Raw genomic sequence first — 16,117 nt, 5'->3', positions numbered from 1 at the left:
CGCACCCCATCACTTACACATGTGATGTATTTTGTATGATTTTCTCCAAAATACCAGACTTAGCGAGCGCTTTTTACAGTTTTTGTGCGCTCTACGCGCACTCACCGCCCCAATGCCACCGGTCACATACACCAAAAGTGGAAAATTTGCTTATTCGATAAAATTTGACCGAATGACGTTGAGGAATTTTCAGCCCTCTCTGCCAGACTGCCTCCAGGGTAGTGGAAACAGACAATGTCATCATCGATCAAAACCGTGAAAACCAAATTCAACCCAGCTGAGATCTCAGTCGTGCTTGGCGAGCCAAACAACTACGCGCGCGCCATGATTACTGAAGTGCTGCGCAATCTGGGCTATCAGAAAATTTATTCGGCTGCGAACGCTGCCGAAGTTGTCGACGCAATCTGCGTCTGGCATCCACGCGTCATTATCCTGGAAAACCTCCTTCCAGACATGAGCGGTACCGAACTTGTCTCCCGACTTCGCCGCGATGCCAACATTCCTGACCGGTCCGTCCCTGTCATCATGGTGACGGGCGACCCGCGTCTGGAAACCGTCAAGGAAGCACGCATGGCCGGTGTTGATGAATTCGCCGCCAAGCCTGTTTCACATCAGGTGATCAAGGAGCGCATGGATGAAGTCCTGCTGCGCCCTCGCCCTTTCATCGAAGCAAAGAAATATGTCGGCCCCTGCCGCCGCCGCAAACGTACGCTGGAATACAGAGGCTCTCTGAAACGGATTTCAGATCCGCTTCACACAACCGATGATAAAGTCGATGTCGAATTGAATATGCGCATGCTGGAGCGTTGCGCAGAACAAATTCATAGCCTGGCACGTGCGATTGATCCGAAAAACCGAACCGAAGTGCGTACCCTGTTCAACACAGCGGCAGAAGCGAATGAGATCGCCAAGCGTTTGCGTGACGACGCCCTCGAACTCGCAACGCATTGTGTAACCCGATATATCGCCGGGGTCGGCGCGAGCGGCGACCTTCAGGCTGCTGTTATCTCCGCACACATGGATGCGCTGCGCCTCCTGATGGGTGGCAAGAAAGGTGCGTCTGACAGTGATCGACTGCAAATCGCGAAAGGCCTGAAAACCATCGTTCAGCAAAAACTGCGTGAAGCCGTCTAAGCCATGGCATCAAAGCGAACCGGCCGGGACTTTATTCCATCGAGGATAAACATACTGGCGATAGATCACCACGCATTCTCCAAAACGATTCTCATGGAAGTCCTGCGCGGAATTGGCCTGTCCAACGACAATGTTCATTTCGAAAACTCTGAACAGGTCATTGAATACGGCACGGGCCAGTTCGATGCCGATATTGCGCTTCTCTCGCACGGACAGGATGAGCCTCTGAACCTGCACGTTGTCGAGCAGTTGCGCCGAAGCGCAGACAATTCCATCCGCGAATTGCCAATTGTTCTGCTCTCGTCCATGGCCACGAAATCGCTTATCCTTCAGGCACGCGATGCCGGTGTGGACGAGATTGTCATGCGCCCGGTCGCGCCAGCACAGTTGAAGACGAAACTGCGTCAACTGATCGAGGCACCACGCCCCTTTATCACGGCGTCCAACTATGTTGGTCCATGTCGCAGACGTCATGACAGCGAAAGCTATGCAGGTTTGCGACGCCGTCTGGACGACTTTGAAAAGCACGCCATCCGCGAGATGAAGTCTGCCCCCGATGCAGACGATCTCGCCAGAGCAGTGAGCGAATTGCGCTCGGCATGCGGTGAGCTCTCAGATGAGCGGATGGGGCTGATCGCCCGGGTGCGCGAAACAGCAGAACGCACCATGCGACTTGCTGAGGAAACGCAGGACGAGCCATTGGCGCGCACGGCCGCTGCCGTGAAGCTTTATCTCGACGGCGTTGGCGCATCCAATCTGGTTGAGCCCCATGTGCTGGAAACCGGTATCAACGCCCTCACCCAGCTCGCTGTCCTGCCCAAATCCTATCATGGCGCGCGTCAGGCGGTCGCCAGCCTGATGAACGTCGCCGTTCGCAAAAAGCTCGCCCATTATCGCAATCGCGGATTGGGGCTCGATCCGGAATCCGAGGATCTGCTCGACAAGATCAACACGGGCTCAACCTCAGAGCAGATCGCAGGCAAACCGAGCGACGACGATGACGATGCCTTCGATCTCGACGACATCGCTCCCATCCGGCAGGCTAAGGCGTAATAATCACCTTTCCGACGACCTGGCGATCGGTCAGCATATTCATGCCGCCAATAACCTGATCAAGTGGCAGTTCGGCGTGAATATGGGGATGGGTGTTCCCGTCCGCAGCCCATTGCCAAATGGCTTCCATGTTCTCACGGCCCTTTTCGGGAAACCGGCGGCCATACTCTCCGGCACGCACGCCAACGACCGAAAAGCCTTTGATGAGAGGAATATTCGTCTTCACATCGGCGATGCGACCGGATGTAAATCCAATCACGAGAAGTCGGCCGTCAAAGGCAATGCAGCGCGTGCTCTCGTCAAACACATCACCACCCACCGGGTCATAGATAACGTCGGCGCCGCGGCCATCCGTCAGCGCTTTCACCTCCTCACGGAAGCCGCTCGTAGTATTGATCACATGGTCAGCGCCATAGGCTTTGACCTTGGCGAGCTTGTCGTCTGATCCGCCGGTCGCGATGACGGTCGCACCGAGCAGTTTGCCCACATCAACGGCGGCCATACCAACACCGCCGGAAGCGCCATGCACGAGCAGTGTTTCGCCCGCTTCCAGCCGCGCGCGTCGAACCAGCGCGACATAAGCGGTCAGATAGGCGGCGCCGTAGGATGCGGCTTGTGAATAGCTGAAATTATCCGGGATCTGGCGCAGAGCTTCCGGAGCGAGACAGGCAAATTCGGCAAAACCACCCGTCTTGGCTCCTCCACAAACCCGATCACCAACACGAAACCCGGTCACGCCCTCCCCCAGTTCGACAACCTCGCCAGCGACATCCATCCCGGGTGTAAACGGCAGGTCAGGCTTGAACTGGTATTTGCCCTGACACATCAGGATATCGGGAAAGTTGATACTGGCCGCGTGAACGCGGATTTTGACGTCTCCAGCCGCAGGCTTTGGCGCATCAATGTCTGTCACGGCGATGCCGGACATATCCTCGGTGATCTCTGAACAGACCAGAGCCTTCATGCGTATCCTCCCTGAATGGCAATTATTCCCGCCTTGCCTTCAGACTGGCGGGTTTCTCACCGGAGAACAAGCATGCCCTTGAGGGAAGTCGGATCTAACTTGCGGCTTCGCGGTCGGGAACCAGAGAATAGCCTGCTGAACGTACTGTGCGGATCACGTCCACATCCGAGTATTTGTTCAGAGCTTTCCGCAGGCGTCCGATATGCACATCGACCGTGCGAGCCTCGACATACACGTCAGCGCCCCAGACAGCGTCCAGCAATTGCTCGCGAGAGAAAACTCGCCCCGGACGCTGGATCAGATAATCAAGCAGGCGAAACTCGGTCGGACCAAGATGAAGCTCTTTGCCACCGCGCATCACCGTGTGTGAACCACGATTGATCTCGATGTCACCGCACGTGAGGATATCGTCAGCAAGACCCGGACGAATACGACGCAACACGGCCCGGATACGCGCGATCAGTTCCGTCGGCGAGAAAGGTTTGGTGACATAGTCGTCAGCGCCCTGATCCAGCCCGCGAATGCGATCGGTCTCTTCGGCGCGCGCGGTGAGCATGATGATCGGTGTGTTTCGCGTTTCTGATCGAGACCGCACCTGACGGCACACTTCAATGCCGGTCACTTTCGGCAGCATCCAGTCGAGCAGCAAAAGGTCCGGTGCCCGCTCCCGCATCATCACGAGAGCTTCTTCGCCATCTCTGGCAACGCCCGTTTCATAGCCTTCGCGCTTCAGATTGTATTGCAACAATTCGGCGACGGATTGCTCATCTTCTGCAATGAGAATGTAAGGTGTCATGGATACGCTACCGCAGCTAAGCCTCTTTTGTGCGGCCCATTTCAGAGACCTTCGGGCGCGTGAGTGGTAACTCGTCGCCGGTCACGTAGAAATGAACCACTTCCGCAATGTTCGTACAATGATCACCGATGCGTTCCAAGTTTTTTGCAATAAAAAGTAGATGTGCGCCCATACTGATCATTCTTGGGTCTTCCATCATGTAGGTCAGCACTTCCCGGAACATGCTGTTATAGTGCTCATCGATCTCTTCATCATTGAGCCAGACATCAATTGCTTCCTGCGGATTCTCCGTTGAATACGCATCCAGAACCGACTTCAGCTGCAGGCGAACGGCGCGCGACATGCGCTCGACGCTCCCCTTGCCGACGCTTGTCAGATCATCACCCATCTCGATGAGGCGTTTGCAGACATTCTTGGAAAGATCCCCGATACGCTCCAGATCATTGGAGACTTTCAGAGCGGCAATGATGCTGCGCAAATCCTGAGCAACTGGCTGACGCAAAGCCAGAAGACGCATGATCTCGCGCTCAATGCGCGCCTCAAGTTCGTCGACCTCACGGTCCGCACCGATGACACGCTGCGCAAGCTCCAGATCGCCTTCGGCAAAGGCGGTTGCCATATCGGAAATCATGGCTTCAGCCAGTCCACCCATGCGCAACACGTCATGGGTCAGCGCGTTCAGCTCAGATGTGAATGCCTTAACGGTATGCCCTTGAACCATAATGCCTATCCGTATCGTCCCGTAACATAATCATGGGTCCGCTTTTCACGCGGATTTGTGAATATCTGCTCCGTTGGTCCCGTCTCGACAAGGCGTCCCATATGGAAAAACGCCGTGTCCTGCGAAATGCGTGCAGCCTGTGACATGGAGTGGGTCACAATCAGAATACAATAATTCTGGCGCAACTCATCGATCAGTTCTTCGATCTTGGCGGTGGCAATCGGGTCAAGCGCCGAACATGGCTCATCCATGAGGATGATTTCAGGGTTCACGGCAATCGCCCGCGCAATCACCAGCCTTTGCTGCTGACCGCCCGATAGAGCTGTCCCCATCTTGTGCAGACCATCCTTGACCTCTTCCCAGAGCCCTGCCCGCTCAAGGCTGTGCTGCACGATCTCTTCAAGCTCGCTTTTCGAGGATGCGAGACCATGAATGCGCGGGCCATAGGCAACATTGTCAAAAACGGTTTTCGGAAAAGGATTGGGATCCTGAAACACCATGCCGACACGTGCGCGCAGGACAGCCGGATCGACCCTGGAGGCCATGATCTCCTGATTATCGATCTGGATGCTGCCGGTCACATGACAGCCCTCAATCGTGTCATTCATGCGGTTGATGCACCGCAAGAATGTCGACTTGCCGCAACCTGATGGTCCGATCAATGCCGTAACATTGTTGTCCTTGATCTGCAGAGACACGTCATCAATCGCGACCTTGCTGCCATAGCGAACGGTCACGTCCTTTACGACGATCTTTCGATCCAGACCGGCTATTCCCGCCTGACCGTCAGAGATGGGCATCATGTCATTCATGCTCATTTCCTCTCATACTTCAGGCGCAGCCAGATTGCGACCGCATTCATCGCCAGCATCACCAGAAGCAGCACGATAATCGCTGCCGACGTCATCGGCTCCCAGGCACGCTCTGCCCGTGTGGACCATTGATAGATCAGAACCGGTAACGCGGTGGAACGCTCATTCAGGCCATTTGGCAAGTCGCCGATGAAGGCGACCATGCCGATGAGCAGAAGCGGCGCTGTTTCGCCCAAAGCCTGCGCAAGGCCGATAATTGAGCCGGTCAGAATACCCGGACCGGCCTGCGGCAGCACATGATGGCCAACCATCTGCAATCTGGACGCACCAACGCCGAGTGCGGCCTGACGTATGGAATCGGGAACCGCTGCAAGCGCCGCGCGCGAACTGATGATGATCGTAGGAAGAGTCATCAATGCCAGCACCAGCCCGCCCACAACCGGCCAGCCACGGCCAAGGCCACCACCAAGCGTGAAATTCCAGTCGGTAAACGGGATGTCGATTGCGACGCCATTTATAAAGATTGCCGCCCCAAGCAAGCCGAAAACGATAGAAGGCACCGCCGCGAGGTTGTTGATATTGATCTGGATCAGACGCGTCAGCCATGTTCGCGGGGCAAACTCTTCCAGATAGATCGCCGCAGCGATCCCCACCGGCACCGCCAGACACATGGTCACGACCATGATGAGGATGGACCCGATCAGAGCCCCCAGGACGCCGGCCATCTCGGCTTCGGACGAATCCGCCCGAAACAGGAATGGCACATTGAAATCGCGGGACAGATAGCCCAGCTGCTTCAGCGCCTGCGTCGCAGCAATCTGCCGGTCTGTGATCGGACGCTCGATGCGCGGAGATGAAACAAGCAGATACTGCCCCTGGCGCTCCTGCGGCACTGCCCAGGTCAACAGAGGCTCGATATCCAGATGATCACCTGCGATCGCCGTCGCGCGCCATGTCCCGTCGTCGAGTTCAATCAACAGACTCGGATCGGTAAACCGGAATTCATAAGCATCTGCGGCAAGCCTTGCCTGCATGTCCGCCATTTGGGCGCGCGCAGCGTCGAACCGGTCTTTCGCGCCTGCCATCCGTTCACGCAAGGATACATCGTCCGGCGCACGCTCACTGCGGGCGAGCAAGCGTTTGTATTCCTGCTCTGCAGGCGCCAGCATGCTGGAACGAAACCGTGAGATCTCGGCAGAGAGCTTCGTGCGGAACGAGGCATAAACACGGGAGAAATCAGCCTGAAGCCTTTGTTCTTCACGCTGAACAACCTCGACACGGCCGGTCACCTGACCTGTGATTTCGCCCTTCAAATACATGTCGGCCTGATCAGAAATCGGCACCAGTATTTTCTTCAGGCGGCCAGCACGTCCGATCTCGGCTGTCTTCAGTTTCTCGGCGACAGGCTGCGCTGCAAGAATGGTGACCAGTCCACCCACTTCGATGCGCTCATTCCGATCGTTTTCAACCTCCGGGAAAATATCGAAAATCTGACCACGGATCTGATCATAAATGACTCGGGTATCAGCGCGTTCGGGCTTGATCTCCAGACGCAGATTGTATCGTGTGAACGCACTTTGCGCTTCCAGCACAACCGACGTCAGCAGAACGATCAGCAACAGGCCCGCGAAACCGATCGCCGTCAGGCCGTAAGTCTTGAAACGCATTTCCGCACGCCGTCTCTTTTTCAGACGGGCTTCGAAAGCATCGGTACGCGTGACAGCCTGCAGATCAGAAACCGGCATAACGCCTCCGCTGTCGATCCACGATCCATTGCGCAAGCACGTTGAACGCGAGCGTTATGCAGAACAGCACCGCCCCAAGCGCAAAGGCGGAAAGTGTACGTGGGCTGTCAAATGCTGGGTCACCCGTCATCAGTGCCACGATCTGAACCGTCACAGTGGTCACATCTTCAAACGGATTAAGCGTGATATTGGCGCGTTCGCCAGCCGCCATCACCACGATCATGGTTTCACCGATCGCACGGGAAACGGCGAGCAGCATGGCGGCCATCAATCCTGGAAAAGCTGCCGGAAGGACAACATCTTTCAGAGTTTCAGATGTGGTCGCGCCAAGACCAATCGCGCCATTGCGCAGCTTGCGCGGCACGGAACGAATGACATCATCGGAGAGTGAAGAAATGAACGGCACAATCATGATCCCCATGACGATACCGGCGGCAAGCGCGCTCTTGGGTTGCGTCGCAATCACATCTGCGCCGCCAAAAAAGGGGCGCAGCAAATCATTCAGACCATCGCCCGCAGATCGGACGGCAGGCGCCACGACCAGAATCGCGAAGAAGCCATAAACGACGGTCGGAATACCGGCCAGGACTTCAAGGAACGGCTTCAGAATCTGCCGGGTGCGCGGAGAAGCATATTCTGACATATAGATCGCAGAGAACAGGCCCACGGGCGCCGCAATCACCAGCGCGATCAGTCCGACAAAGAATGTCCCGAAGAAAAGCGGTACAGCGCCAAAACGGCTGGATGTCTGCGCACTCCATTCTGTGCCGGTGAAAAAGTCGATCACGCTGACATCCGGGTGACCGAAGAAGAGAAACGTCTCAAAGACGAGCGATAGTATAATGCCAAGCGTTGTCATGATCGCGACAACACCGCTCGCCATGAGCAGCCAGCGTATCATCCGCTCGACCCGGCGCTGAGCCGTCAGCTGGGGACTGATCTGAAACAGGCAGACCATCGCTCCGACAAAGGATGCCAGAGGAATCGCGATATTCAGAACAGCCGATGGGATTGGAAGAAACCAGCCGAGCAGGCCCAGCGTCATGGCCGGAAACAATGCACCAAGCGCACCATACCATCCGTAATAGATCGGCAATGACGCCAGATGATTTGCGCGCCTGCGCGCCAGCTGCACAGCCCAGATCCGTCCTGCCAGAAAGGCAAAACAGACAATCAAAGCGATAAGCGTGAGGCTTTGCTGATAGGCTGGATAATTCATGGCGATTACAAACGACCGGAGGACGGCAATGCCGGCGACCTAAGACGCATCCGGTAAAGAAGTGGAAGACGTCTTTTCATCCGAAGCCGGAGCGTCTGTGTTATCTGAATTCTTGAGCTGTGCAAGCTTTTGTCCAACCATCGGCAACCAGATACCAAAGGCCGACCCTCGCCCGGTTTCACTTTCAACGAGCAAGCCGCCCCGGTGCCGGGTGATGATGTGTTTCACAATGGCAAGACCAAGCCCGGTCCCCCCCACAGTGCGATCACGTCCTTCATCGACACGATAAAAACGCTCACCAAGACGTGGCAGATGTTCACGGTTAATACCCTGACCTTCATCGCTCACACGAATTGCGACCAATGGAACATCGGCATCGGGTCGCGCCTGGCTGATCGAAATGCGCGCTGCGTTATTCCAGCGCCGCGACGTAAACAGACGTGCCTCTTCCAGATCCAGTCCGGATGCAATCTCGACCAGCACGCTCGATCCCGGCGTTGTATACTTGATCGCGTTATCGATGAGGTTCTGCAGAACCTGAGTGAGTTCGTCTTTCACGCCATAGACATTTGCCTGATCAACCGAAGACAGGAATTCGAGCTTGATGCCGCGCTCGCGCGCCACCGGCAACATGGCTTCGTAATTCTCTTCGACCAGCGCACCGAAATCGACAACCTTGTCGGGACGGCGGTGTTCAGACAGCTCGATACGCGAGAGCGATAACAGGTCATGAATGAGGCGGCGCATGCGCTCGGTCTGACCATACATGATTTCCAGAAACCGATCCCAGGCCTCCGGATCATCTTTGGCAGGGCCGCGCATGGTCTCAATGAAGCCAGCCAGCGAGGTCAGCGGCGTACGCAATTCATGCGATGCATTGGCCAGGAAGTCAGCACGGGCCTTCTCGGCCCGTCTGAGTTCCGTCAGTTCGATGAGCACGACAAGGACACGTGGCTCACCATGAATCGAAAGCGGCGCCGTCCAGACGGAGAAATGCCGATCCGGCGTACCTTCAATCTCGATTTCCATCGGCTCCGGCGGTCGCCCCGCCTTAATCGCGTCGAGGCGACGCAACATGTCGACACGGCGGATGATGGAAGGGCCAATGCCGATGCCACCTTTTGGCAGACGGAAAACATCGCCAGCGCCTGCGTTCGCGAAATAAACCCGCCCATCAAAATCAGAAATCAGGGCCGGTTGCGGATACGCTTCAATCAAGGTGCGAACATCTTCACCAGAAACCTGTCGACCTGCACTCAAAGCGCGTTCGCCCATAGCGTCCTGTCGGCGCTCCGCAGCGAACTGGGTCATGATCTGACCATCACGCGCGTCAGCATCCGAGGACAGGTAGAACGCCGTCGCCGAGAAAATGAAAATCAGCGCAGCCGTCAGCGCCTCACTCAGCGCAAGTGTTCCGGATGCAAACAGGATGAGCAAAATCGCCATCGTAAGGGCTGTAAGCACAGCAAAGTCCCGTCGACGCGCACGCAAAGCGAGTTCAAATCGAGCGGACTTCTCTTTTGCCCCGTTTTCTTCCACGTCCTCTGTCAAATCCACAGATTTTCCTATACTGCACCGTGTAATACCGGACTCACACCAAAACCACTTGTCGCAAAACAACGTATCAACTTCATGACGATAGGGGGAGATTTCTTTTCTGAAATCATTACTCCCAATTTATATCGTTAAACGATAACTTTTTGTTGACAGTCAGAAATCTACGTCTTATTCGAGAGCCAAGAACAGGAGTTTTTGATGCGAGCTCAGCTCACACTACTCAGCTTTGCAGCTCTCGCCGGCTGTGCGAGCACCACGACCGGCCAGCAACCATGGGCAGTTCCGCAACCGGAGCGTCCTGCCAGCTGGACGAATGGTGAACGCGCGCCCATTCCGGTCACGGGAGACTGGGTTGCAAGCTTTGATGATCCCACCCTTTCATCCCTCATCGGTGAAGCCCTTATCAACAGTCCGGATCTGCAGGCCAGTGCTGCCCGCGTTCAGGCTGCCCGCGCAGCCGCCGCTGCTGAATATGGCAGCACATTGCCCTCTCTGAATGGTGGCGCCGATGCAGACTGGACGAGCAACGTAATCGACGTGAATGACGATGCGGTACGATCAGAAGGACCGGGCTTCGGACTTTCCCTGATTGCCAGCTGGGAACCAGACCTCTGGGGCCGACTGGCCGCTGGTGTTGCCGCATCTGATGCAGACCTGCTTGCTGCGGAAGCTGATTTTGAGGCCGCACGCCTCTCCATCACAGCCAGCACAGCGATTGCCTGGATCCAGCTGAACACGGCCGTTCGACAGCTCGACCTTGCCGACGAGACACTGGACGCCCGGGAGCGTACGCTGCGCCTCACCGAACGTCGTTTTCGAAATGGTCTGACGGGCGCGCTGGATGTTCGTCTCGCACGAAGCGCAGTTGAGACCGCACGCGCCTCGCAGCTCGATCAGATGCGTTCGACCGGTGAAGCGCGCCGCGCCATCGAAGTCGTCCTCGGCCGCTACCCGGCGAATGAAATCGAAGCCAGCGACGGCGTCATCCAACTGACCGATATTGAAGGCACCGGTGACCCGACCAGCCTCCTGGCGCGTCGTCCCGATATCAACGCGGCTGAAGCACGCATTGCAGCAGCAGGCTTCCGGGTTGAAGAGGCAAGGCTTGCCCTGCGCCCATCACTCGATCTGACAGCACGCTTGTTCACGTCGAACGCTGACATCGTCGACGCCCTCGACCCGGCCTTCATTGCAGGTCAGGTTGCCAGCTCCCTGACCGCTCCGATCTTCAACGGCGGAACGATCAAGGCAAACATTGAAGCCGCTGAAGCACAGGCTCGCCTGACAGCTGCCAATTATGTTACCACCGTGCTGACCGCCTGGCAGGAAGTCGAGAATGCGCTGGCCGCAGACGAACTCCTTGCCGCTCAGGTCGAGTCACAGGCACGCGCCCTGGACGAAGCCGAACAGGCTGAAATCCTCGCGGAACGCCAGTATCAAAACGGTCTGTCGACCATTTTTAACCTCATTGATGCGCAAACACGTCGGATCAATGCGGAAGCAAGTCTGATCACCGCTCAAAATGCGCGTGCGATCAATCGAGTTCAATTTCATCTGGCATTAGGGGGAAATCTGCCAGAAAATACGGAATTGGAAGATCAATTTTCTGAAGGATCTGATTTATGAGCAAAACCGGATCTGCGATCCTGGCTGTCGGGCTGCCAGTCGCCATTCTGGGTGTCCTTGGTTTTGGTGGCTTCATCGCACTTGGTGCGCTGAAGCCCAAGCCGGAAAAAGCGGCCGAAGCACCGCTGGGACTCGCTGTTTTCTACGAACCCGTGAAGCAACTTGACCTGCAACTCACTGTGTCCAGTCAGGGTGAAGTCAGACCAAGGCGAGAAATTTCGATCTCACCGCAAATTTCCGGCCGCGTTTCATCTGTGTCACCATCTTTTATCGATGGTGCTTTTGTGCGTCAGGGCGAGATTCTCTTCCGCATTGAGGATGCAGACTACCAGCTGGCACGTATTCGCGCGCAGTCTCAGGTCGCAAGTGCGGAACAGGGGCTTGTCCGCGAACAGGCTGAATCAGACATTGCACGTCGTGACTGGGAAGAACTCGGCACAGGCGATCCATCACCACTTGCGCTTCGCGAACCACAGCTGGCAGAGGCACGCGCCTCGCTGGAAGCGGCCAAAGCGCAATTGCGTGACGCTGAACTCGCGCTGGAACGAACCATTATTCGAGCGCCTTTTGACGGACGCGTCCGCACGAAAGAAGTTGATCTCGGGCAGTATGTCAGCCCGGGTCAGGAGCTTGGTCGCATTTTCGGAACAGACATTGCCGAAGTTACCCTGCCCCTGAACGACGACGAACTTGGTCGTCTGGGACTGTCGCTGGCGTTTGAAGAAAGCGCTGACAATCGCGGCCCTGCCGTAACCTTCACGACGAATGTCGCCGGTCAGCCGCGCACCTGGAAAGGACGCGTCACCCGGACATCGGCTGCCGTCGATCCGGCCACGCGTCTCGTTTCGGCGATTGCGACCGTGGATGACCCGTTTGGCGAAGGCGCTGATGGAGATGCACCGCTCGCACCCGGTCTGTTCGTCTCGGCCGAAATCGAAGGCCAGATGCTGCACGACGTTCTGATGGCCCCGCGCCCGGCTCTGCGCAAACGCGACCAGATCTTCATCGCCAATCCGGACGACAGCACCATGTCGATTCGAACCGTGGATGTCGTCTACACAAGCCCGGAAGGCGTATATGTGCGCTCCGGCGTAGAGGCCGGCGAATACGCGATTACGTCGCCGATTCAGGCTCCGTTTGATGGTATGAAAATCAACATTGGCGGTCAGGCCAGCTCGGCCAATACCGTTGCAGACACAACGGATGAACAGTCATGAGTGGCAGCTCCGATCGTCCGATGAAGGGCATCGTCGCCTGGTGGGCGCGCAACTCTGTTGCCGCCAACCTGTTGATGGTGCTGAGTTTTGTTCTTGGCGTCATCGGTTTTAACAGCCTCGAACGTGAAGTTTTCCCGCAAGCCGACTTTAACGGCGTGTCGGTCTCGATTTCATGGCCCGGCGCGTCTCCAACGGATGTCGAGGAGCAAATCGTTACGCGCCTTGAAGAGGTCATGGCCGACCTGGACGGTCTCAAGGAGATGTCCGGCACAGCGCGCGAAAGCGTCGGCTATGTGAACCTGCAGACCTACAACAATTACGACCTCGAAAAATTCATTGAGGAAGTGAAGCTTCGCGTCGACACCATCAACAACCTGCCACAGGCGACCTACCCGCCACAGGTCCAGCGCTGGCGCAATGAAGACCAGTATATGGGCATTGCTGTGCACGGTAAGGTCGACCGGATGGAGCTGAAGCGCATCACCGATGACCTTCGTGATCGCATCGCCTCCATTGAAGGTGGTGAGCTGGCCCAGGTGCTGGGAACGCTCGATGAAGAAGTCTCCATTGAGGTGTCGGAAGAAGCGCTGCGCCGCTACAATCTGACCTTCTCTGACGTTGCAAATGCCGTACGCCGGTCGTCCGTCAACTCGTCTGGCGGCGGCATCAAAACCGATATCGGGCGCTTCTCCCTTCAGACACGCGCACTCGCCGATACAGAAGAGCAATTCGAAAACATCATCGTGCGCCAGCTGGAATCGGGCGCAACCATTCGCGTGGGAGACGTTGCCACCGTCATTGACGGCTTTGTCGACGAAGAACTCGAAACCACATTCGATGGCGATCCGACGGCGTTCATTATGATCCAGCCGCCGGAAACCATGCAGATTGCGAAATACTCCAAGAGCATCCGTGAGTTTCTGGAAACGGCGAATGAAGAAATCCTGCCCGAAGCGGTGCGGGCCGACATCATGTTCGATCAGGCCGACATGTTCCGCGGGCAGATGGCAACGATTTCGAACTCGGCCCTTGTGGGTACGGTGCTCGTTCTGATCGTTCTCCTGCTCTTCCTGCGTCCGATCGTTGCCTTCTGGGTGACCGTCGGGATCTGTACGGCGTTCGCGGGCGGCTTTGCGATCCTGCCGCTTTTTGGCGTGTCGCTGAACACGCTTTCGCTTTTTGCTGTGCTCCTCGTGATTGGCGTGATTGTGGACGACGCAATTGTCGTCGGTGAGAACATTCACAAAGAGATTGAAGCCGGACGCGGCGAAGGCCTTACCGCCGCCGTTATGGGTACGCAGCTGGTCGTAAAGCCCGTTATTTTCGGCGTTCTGACCACAATGATCATGTTTGCGCCGTGGGCGCTTCTGGAAGGCCCTGAGCGCCAGTTTACCGCTCAGATCACCTATGTTGTGGTTGCAGCCCTCAGCTTCTCGCTGATCGAATCCATGCTGATCCTGCCAGCGCACCTTGCGCACATGAAAAAGCAGGACTTTTCCGGCAAACAGGGTATGTTCCTGCAGTTTCAGCGCCGGATCGCAGACAGTCTGATCTGGTTTGCCGAGAATCTGTTCAAGCCGGTCCTCGAAGTCGCCATCCGTTTCCGGTATGCGACCGTCGCTCTCTTCATCTCACTCTTCATGCTGGCGATTGGCTTGCTCGCGAACGGTTATGTGCCTTTCCGCTTCATGCCACAGATCGACGATGACATGGTCATGGTCACAATCGAGCTCCCAGATGGCACGCCGTTCAGTCGGACACTGGCTGTGCGGGACCAGCTCTATAATGGCTATAATCAAGCGAAGATCGATCTGGCTGACGAATATCCTGATCTCGAAGGTGATCTGTTCCTCGACGCCGCGATCATTGCCAATGAACGCCAGGTTCGCGCTTTCATCGGCACGCTGGCGCCAGAAGAACGCCCTATCGGAATGCGGACAAAGGTCTTTGCTGATGCTCTTCGCGAAGCAACCGGCCCCATCCCGGATGCTGAGGAAATCTCTTTCTCCTTCACGGTGAACCAGAATGACTCTGGATATCGTGTGGCGCTGAGCCACCCGGATCTGGATCTGCTGCGTGAAGCCGCCAACATGGTGAAAGATCAGCTCGCAACTTATGACACCACGTATGACATTGGCGACAACCTGTCCTCAGCAGCACCGGAATTGCGGTTCTCACTTCGCCCCGGCGCTGAGGCCCTGGGCGTTGGACTGACCACCATTAGCGGCCAGATCCGTCAGGCCTATTATGGTGAGGAAGCGCAACGCCTTCCACGTGACGGCGAAGATGTTCGCGTGATGGTGCGTTATCCGGAAGAGACACGTCGGTCGCTCGACAGTCTGAACGATCTTCGCATCCGTACAGAGGATGGTCGTCAGATCGCGCTCGATCAGGTCGCCGAAACCGAGTTCGCGCCGGGTATCAACCGCATCTATCGCCGTGACCGCGTGCGGTCTGTTGCCGTGTTCTCGGAACTTTCCGGTGATGTGCGCGGGCAGATCATGTCGGACATGGAGCAGAATTTCTGGCCACAGTTCGAAGAACGTTTCCCGGAAGTCAAACGCGGACGCCTCGGTGACGCGGAAAGTCAGGCTGAGTTCACCGCGAATCTTGGACTGCTTTATCTCGGCGCGGTTCTGTTGATGTATGTCCTGCTGGCCATTGCCTTCTCGTCATACTGGCAGCCTCTGCTTCTGATGATGGCCCTGCCATTCTCCTTTGCCGGTGCTGTCTTCGGACACTTCATATCGGGTGTGCCGTTCGCGATGTTTTCAATCTTCGGGATCGCGGCAGCGGCCGGCGTTGTGATCAACGACAACCTCGTCCTGATCGACAACGTCAACCGGCGACGTGACGAAATGGGAATGGGAGCTGTGCAGGCGCTTGTTGAATCTGCCGTCTCTCGTTTCCGGCCGATCCTGCTGACATCCGTCACGACATTTGTCGGCGTCCTGCCCATGATCAATGAGCGGTCCGTTCAGGCACAGTTCCTGAAACCGATGGTCATGTCGCTTGGCGCAGCGGTCTGTTTCGCCCTGTTTGTCAGCCTGCTCTTTGTGCCAGCGCTCTATGCCGTCGGCGCCGAAGTTGCCCGCGTCTTCCGCTGGCTCTGGAGCGGCAAACCTTATCAATCGATCGGAGCCACCTACGACTCACATGCAGTCGCCGGCGTGACTGACCGCGATGATCACGTGCATCATGGTGCACCTGCTGAGTAATGGCTGAAGGCCGGGAGCGATCCGGGCCTTTTCGCCTGAGTAAACCTGAGAGGAA

General features: G+C 56.6%; 12 protein-coding genes. 5 read left to right on the top strand and 7 right to left on the bottom strand.

Translation table 11 applies throughout. The features are described 5' to 3' along the window. Positions 1 to 234 precede the first annotated feature (234 nt). Positions 235 to 1,134, top strand: a complete 900-nt coding sequence (locus ACFQDM_RS12760) for a response regulator (RefSeq protein ID WP_377379626.1) — start codon at positions 235 to 237, stop codon at positions 1,132 to 1,134. A 93-nt stretch (positions 1,135 to 1,227) separates the two neighbouring features. Beyond that, on the top strand, positions 1,228 to 2,187 hold the full coding sequence (locus tag ACFQDM_RS12755) for a hypothetical protein (RefSeq protein WP_377379624.1): 960 nt from the start codon (positions 1,228 to 1,230) through the stop codon (positions 2,185 to 2,187). Here ACFQDM_RS12755 and ACFQDM_RS12750 read toward each other — a convergent pair. From ACFQDM_RS12750 to ACFQDM_RS12720, 7 genes are all read right to left on the bottom strand, one after another. Then, on the bottom strand, positions 2,177 to 3,151 hold the full coding sequence (locus ACFQDM_RS12750) for an NADPH:quinone oxidoreductase family protein (RefSeq protein ID WP_377379622.1): 975 nt from the start codon (positions 3,149 to 3,151) through the stop codon (positions 2,177 to 2,179). The genes ACFQDM_RS12755 and ACFQDM_RS12750 overlap by 11 nt on opposite strands. A gap of 94 nt (positions 3,152 to 3,245) precedes the next feature. Next, positions 3,246 to 3,947, bottom strand: coding sequence for a phosphate regulon transcriptional regulator PhoB (phoB, locus tag ACFQDM_RS12745; protein WP_377379620.1), 702 nt, complete (start codon positions 3,945 to 3,947; stop codon positions 3,246 to 3,248). A gap of 16 nt (positions 3,948 to 3,963) precedes the next feature. Continuing rightward, complete coding sequence (phoU, locus tag ACFQDM_RS12740; protein WP_377379618.1) at positions 3,964 to 4,668, bottom strand: phosphate signaling complex protein PhoU; 705 nt, start codon at positions 4,666 to 4,668, stop codon at positions 3,964 to 3,966. Between the two features lie 5 nt (positions 4,669 to 4,673). After that, a complete protein-coding gene (gene pstB, locus ACFQDM_RS12735; RefSeq protein ID WP_377379616.1) occupies positions 4,674 to 5,480 on the bottom strand; it encodes a phosphate ABC transporter ATP-binding protein PstB in 807 nt (268 codons plus the stop codon). A 2-nt stretch (positions 5,481 to 5,482) separates the two neighbouring features. Beyond that, complete coding sequence (gene pstA / locus ACFQDM_RS12730) at positions 5,483 to 7,225, bottom strand: phosphate ABC transporter permease PstA (protein ID WP_377379614.1); 1,743 nt, start codon at positions 7,223 to 7,225, stop codon at positions 5,483 to 5,485. Then, a complete protein-coding gene (gene pstC, locus ACFQDM_RS12725) occupies positions 7,212 to 8,444 on the bottom strand; it encodes a phosphate ABC transporter permease subunit PstC (RefSeq protein ID WP_377379612.1) in 1,233 nt (410 codons plus the stop codon). Before pstC ends, pstA begins: the two co-directional genes overlap by 14 nt. 39 nt (positions 8,445 to 8,483) lie before the next feature. After that, complete coding sequence (locus ACFQDM_RS12720; RefSeq protein WP_377379610.1) at positions 8,484 to 10,001, bottom strand: ATP-binding protein; 1,518 nt, start codon at positions 9,999 to 10,001, stop codon at positions 8,484 to 8,486. 198 nt (positions 10,002 to 10,199) lie between these two features. On the opposite strand from ACFQDM_RS12720, the gene ACFQDM_RS12715 reads away from it, so the two are divergent. From ACFQDM_RS12715 to ACFQDM_RS12705, 3 genes are read left to right on the top strand one after another with little or no spacing between them, the layout of a single operon-like run. Next, positions 10,200 to 11,627 carry an efflux transporter outer membrane subunit gene (locus ACFQDM_RS12715; RefSeq protein WP_377379608.1) on the top strand — a complete coding sequence of 476 codons (1,428 nt, stop codon included), beginning with the start codon at positions 10,200 to 10,202 and terminating at the stop codon, positions 11,625 to 11,627. Continuing rightward, positions 11,624 to 12,844 carry an efflux RND transporter periplasmic adaptor subunit gene (locus tag ACFQDM_RS12710; RefSeq protein ID WP_377379606.1) on the top strand — a complete coding sequence of 407 codons (1,221 nt, stop codon included), beginning with the start codon at positions 11,624 to 11,626 and terminating at the stop codon, positions 12,842 to 12,844. The genes ACFQDM_RS12715 and ACFQDM_RS12710 overlap by 4 nt, the downstream gene beginning before the upstream one ends. Continuing rightward, positions 12,841 to 16,062: an efflux RND transporter permease subunit gene (locus tag ACFQDM_RS12705; protein WP_377379604.1), complete on the top strand. Its 3,222-nt coding sequence runs from the start codon at positions 12,841 to 12,843 to the stop codon at positions 16,060 to 16,062. Before ACFQDM_RS12710 ends, ACFQDM_RS12705 begins: the two co-directional genes overlap by 4 nt. Positions 16,063 to 16,117: the final 55 nt, after the last annotated feature.

Origin of the sequence: Ponticaulis profundi (assembly GCF_042659465.1) — a bacterium.
Lineage (GTDB): Bacteria > Pseudomonadota > Alphaproteobacteria > Caulobacterales > Hyphomonadaceae > Ponticaulis > Ponticaulis profundi.
Note: the sequence above shows the minus strand (reverse complement) of the source record. Positions and strands in the feature narration are given on the sequence as shown.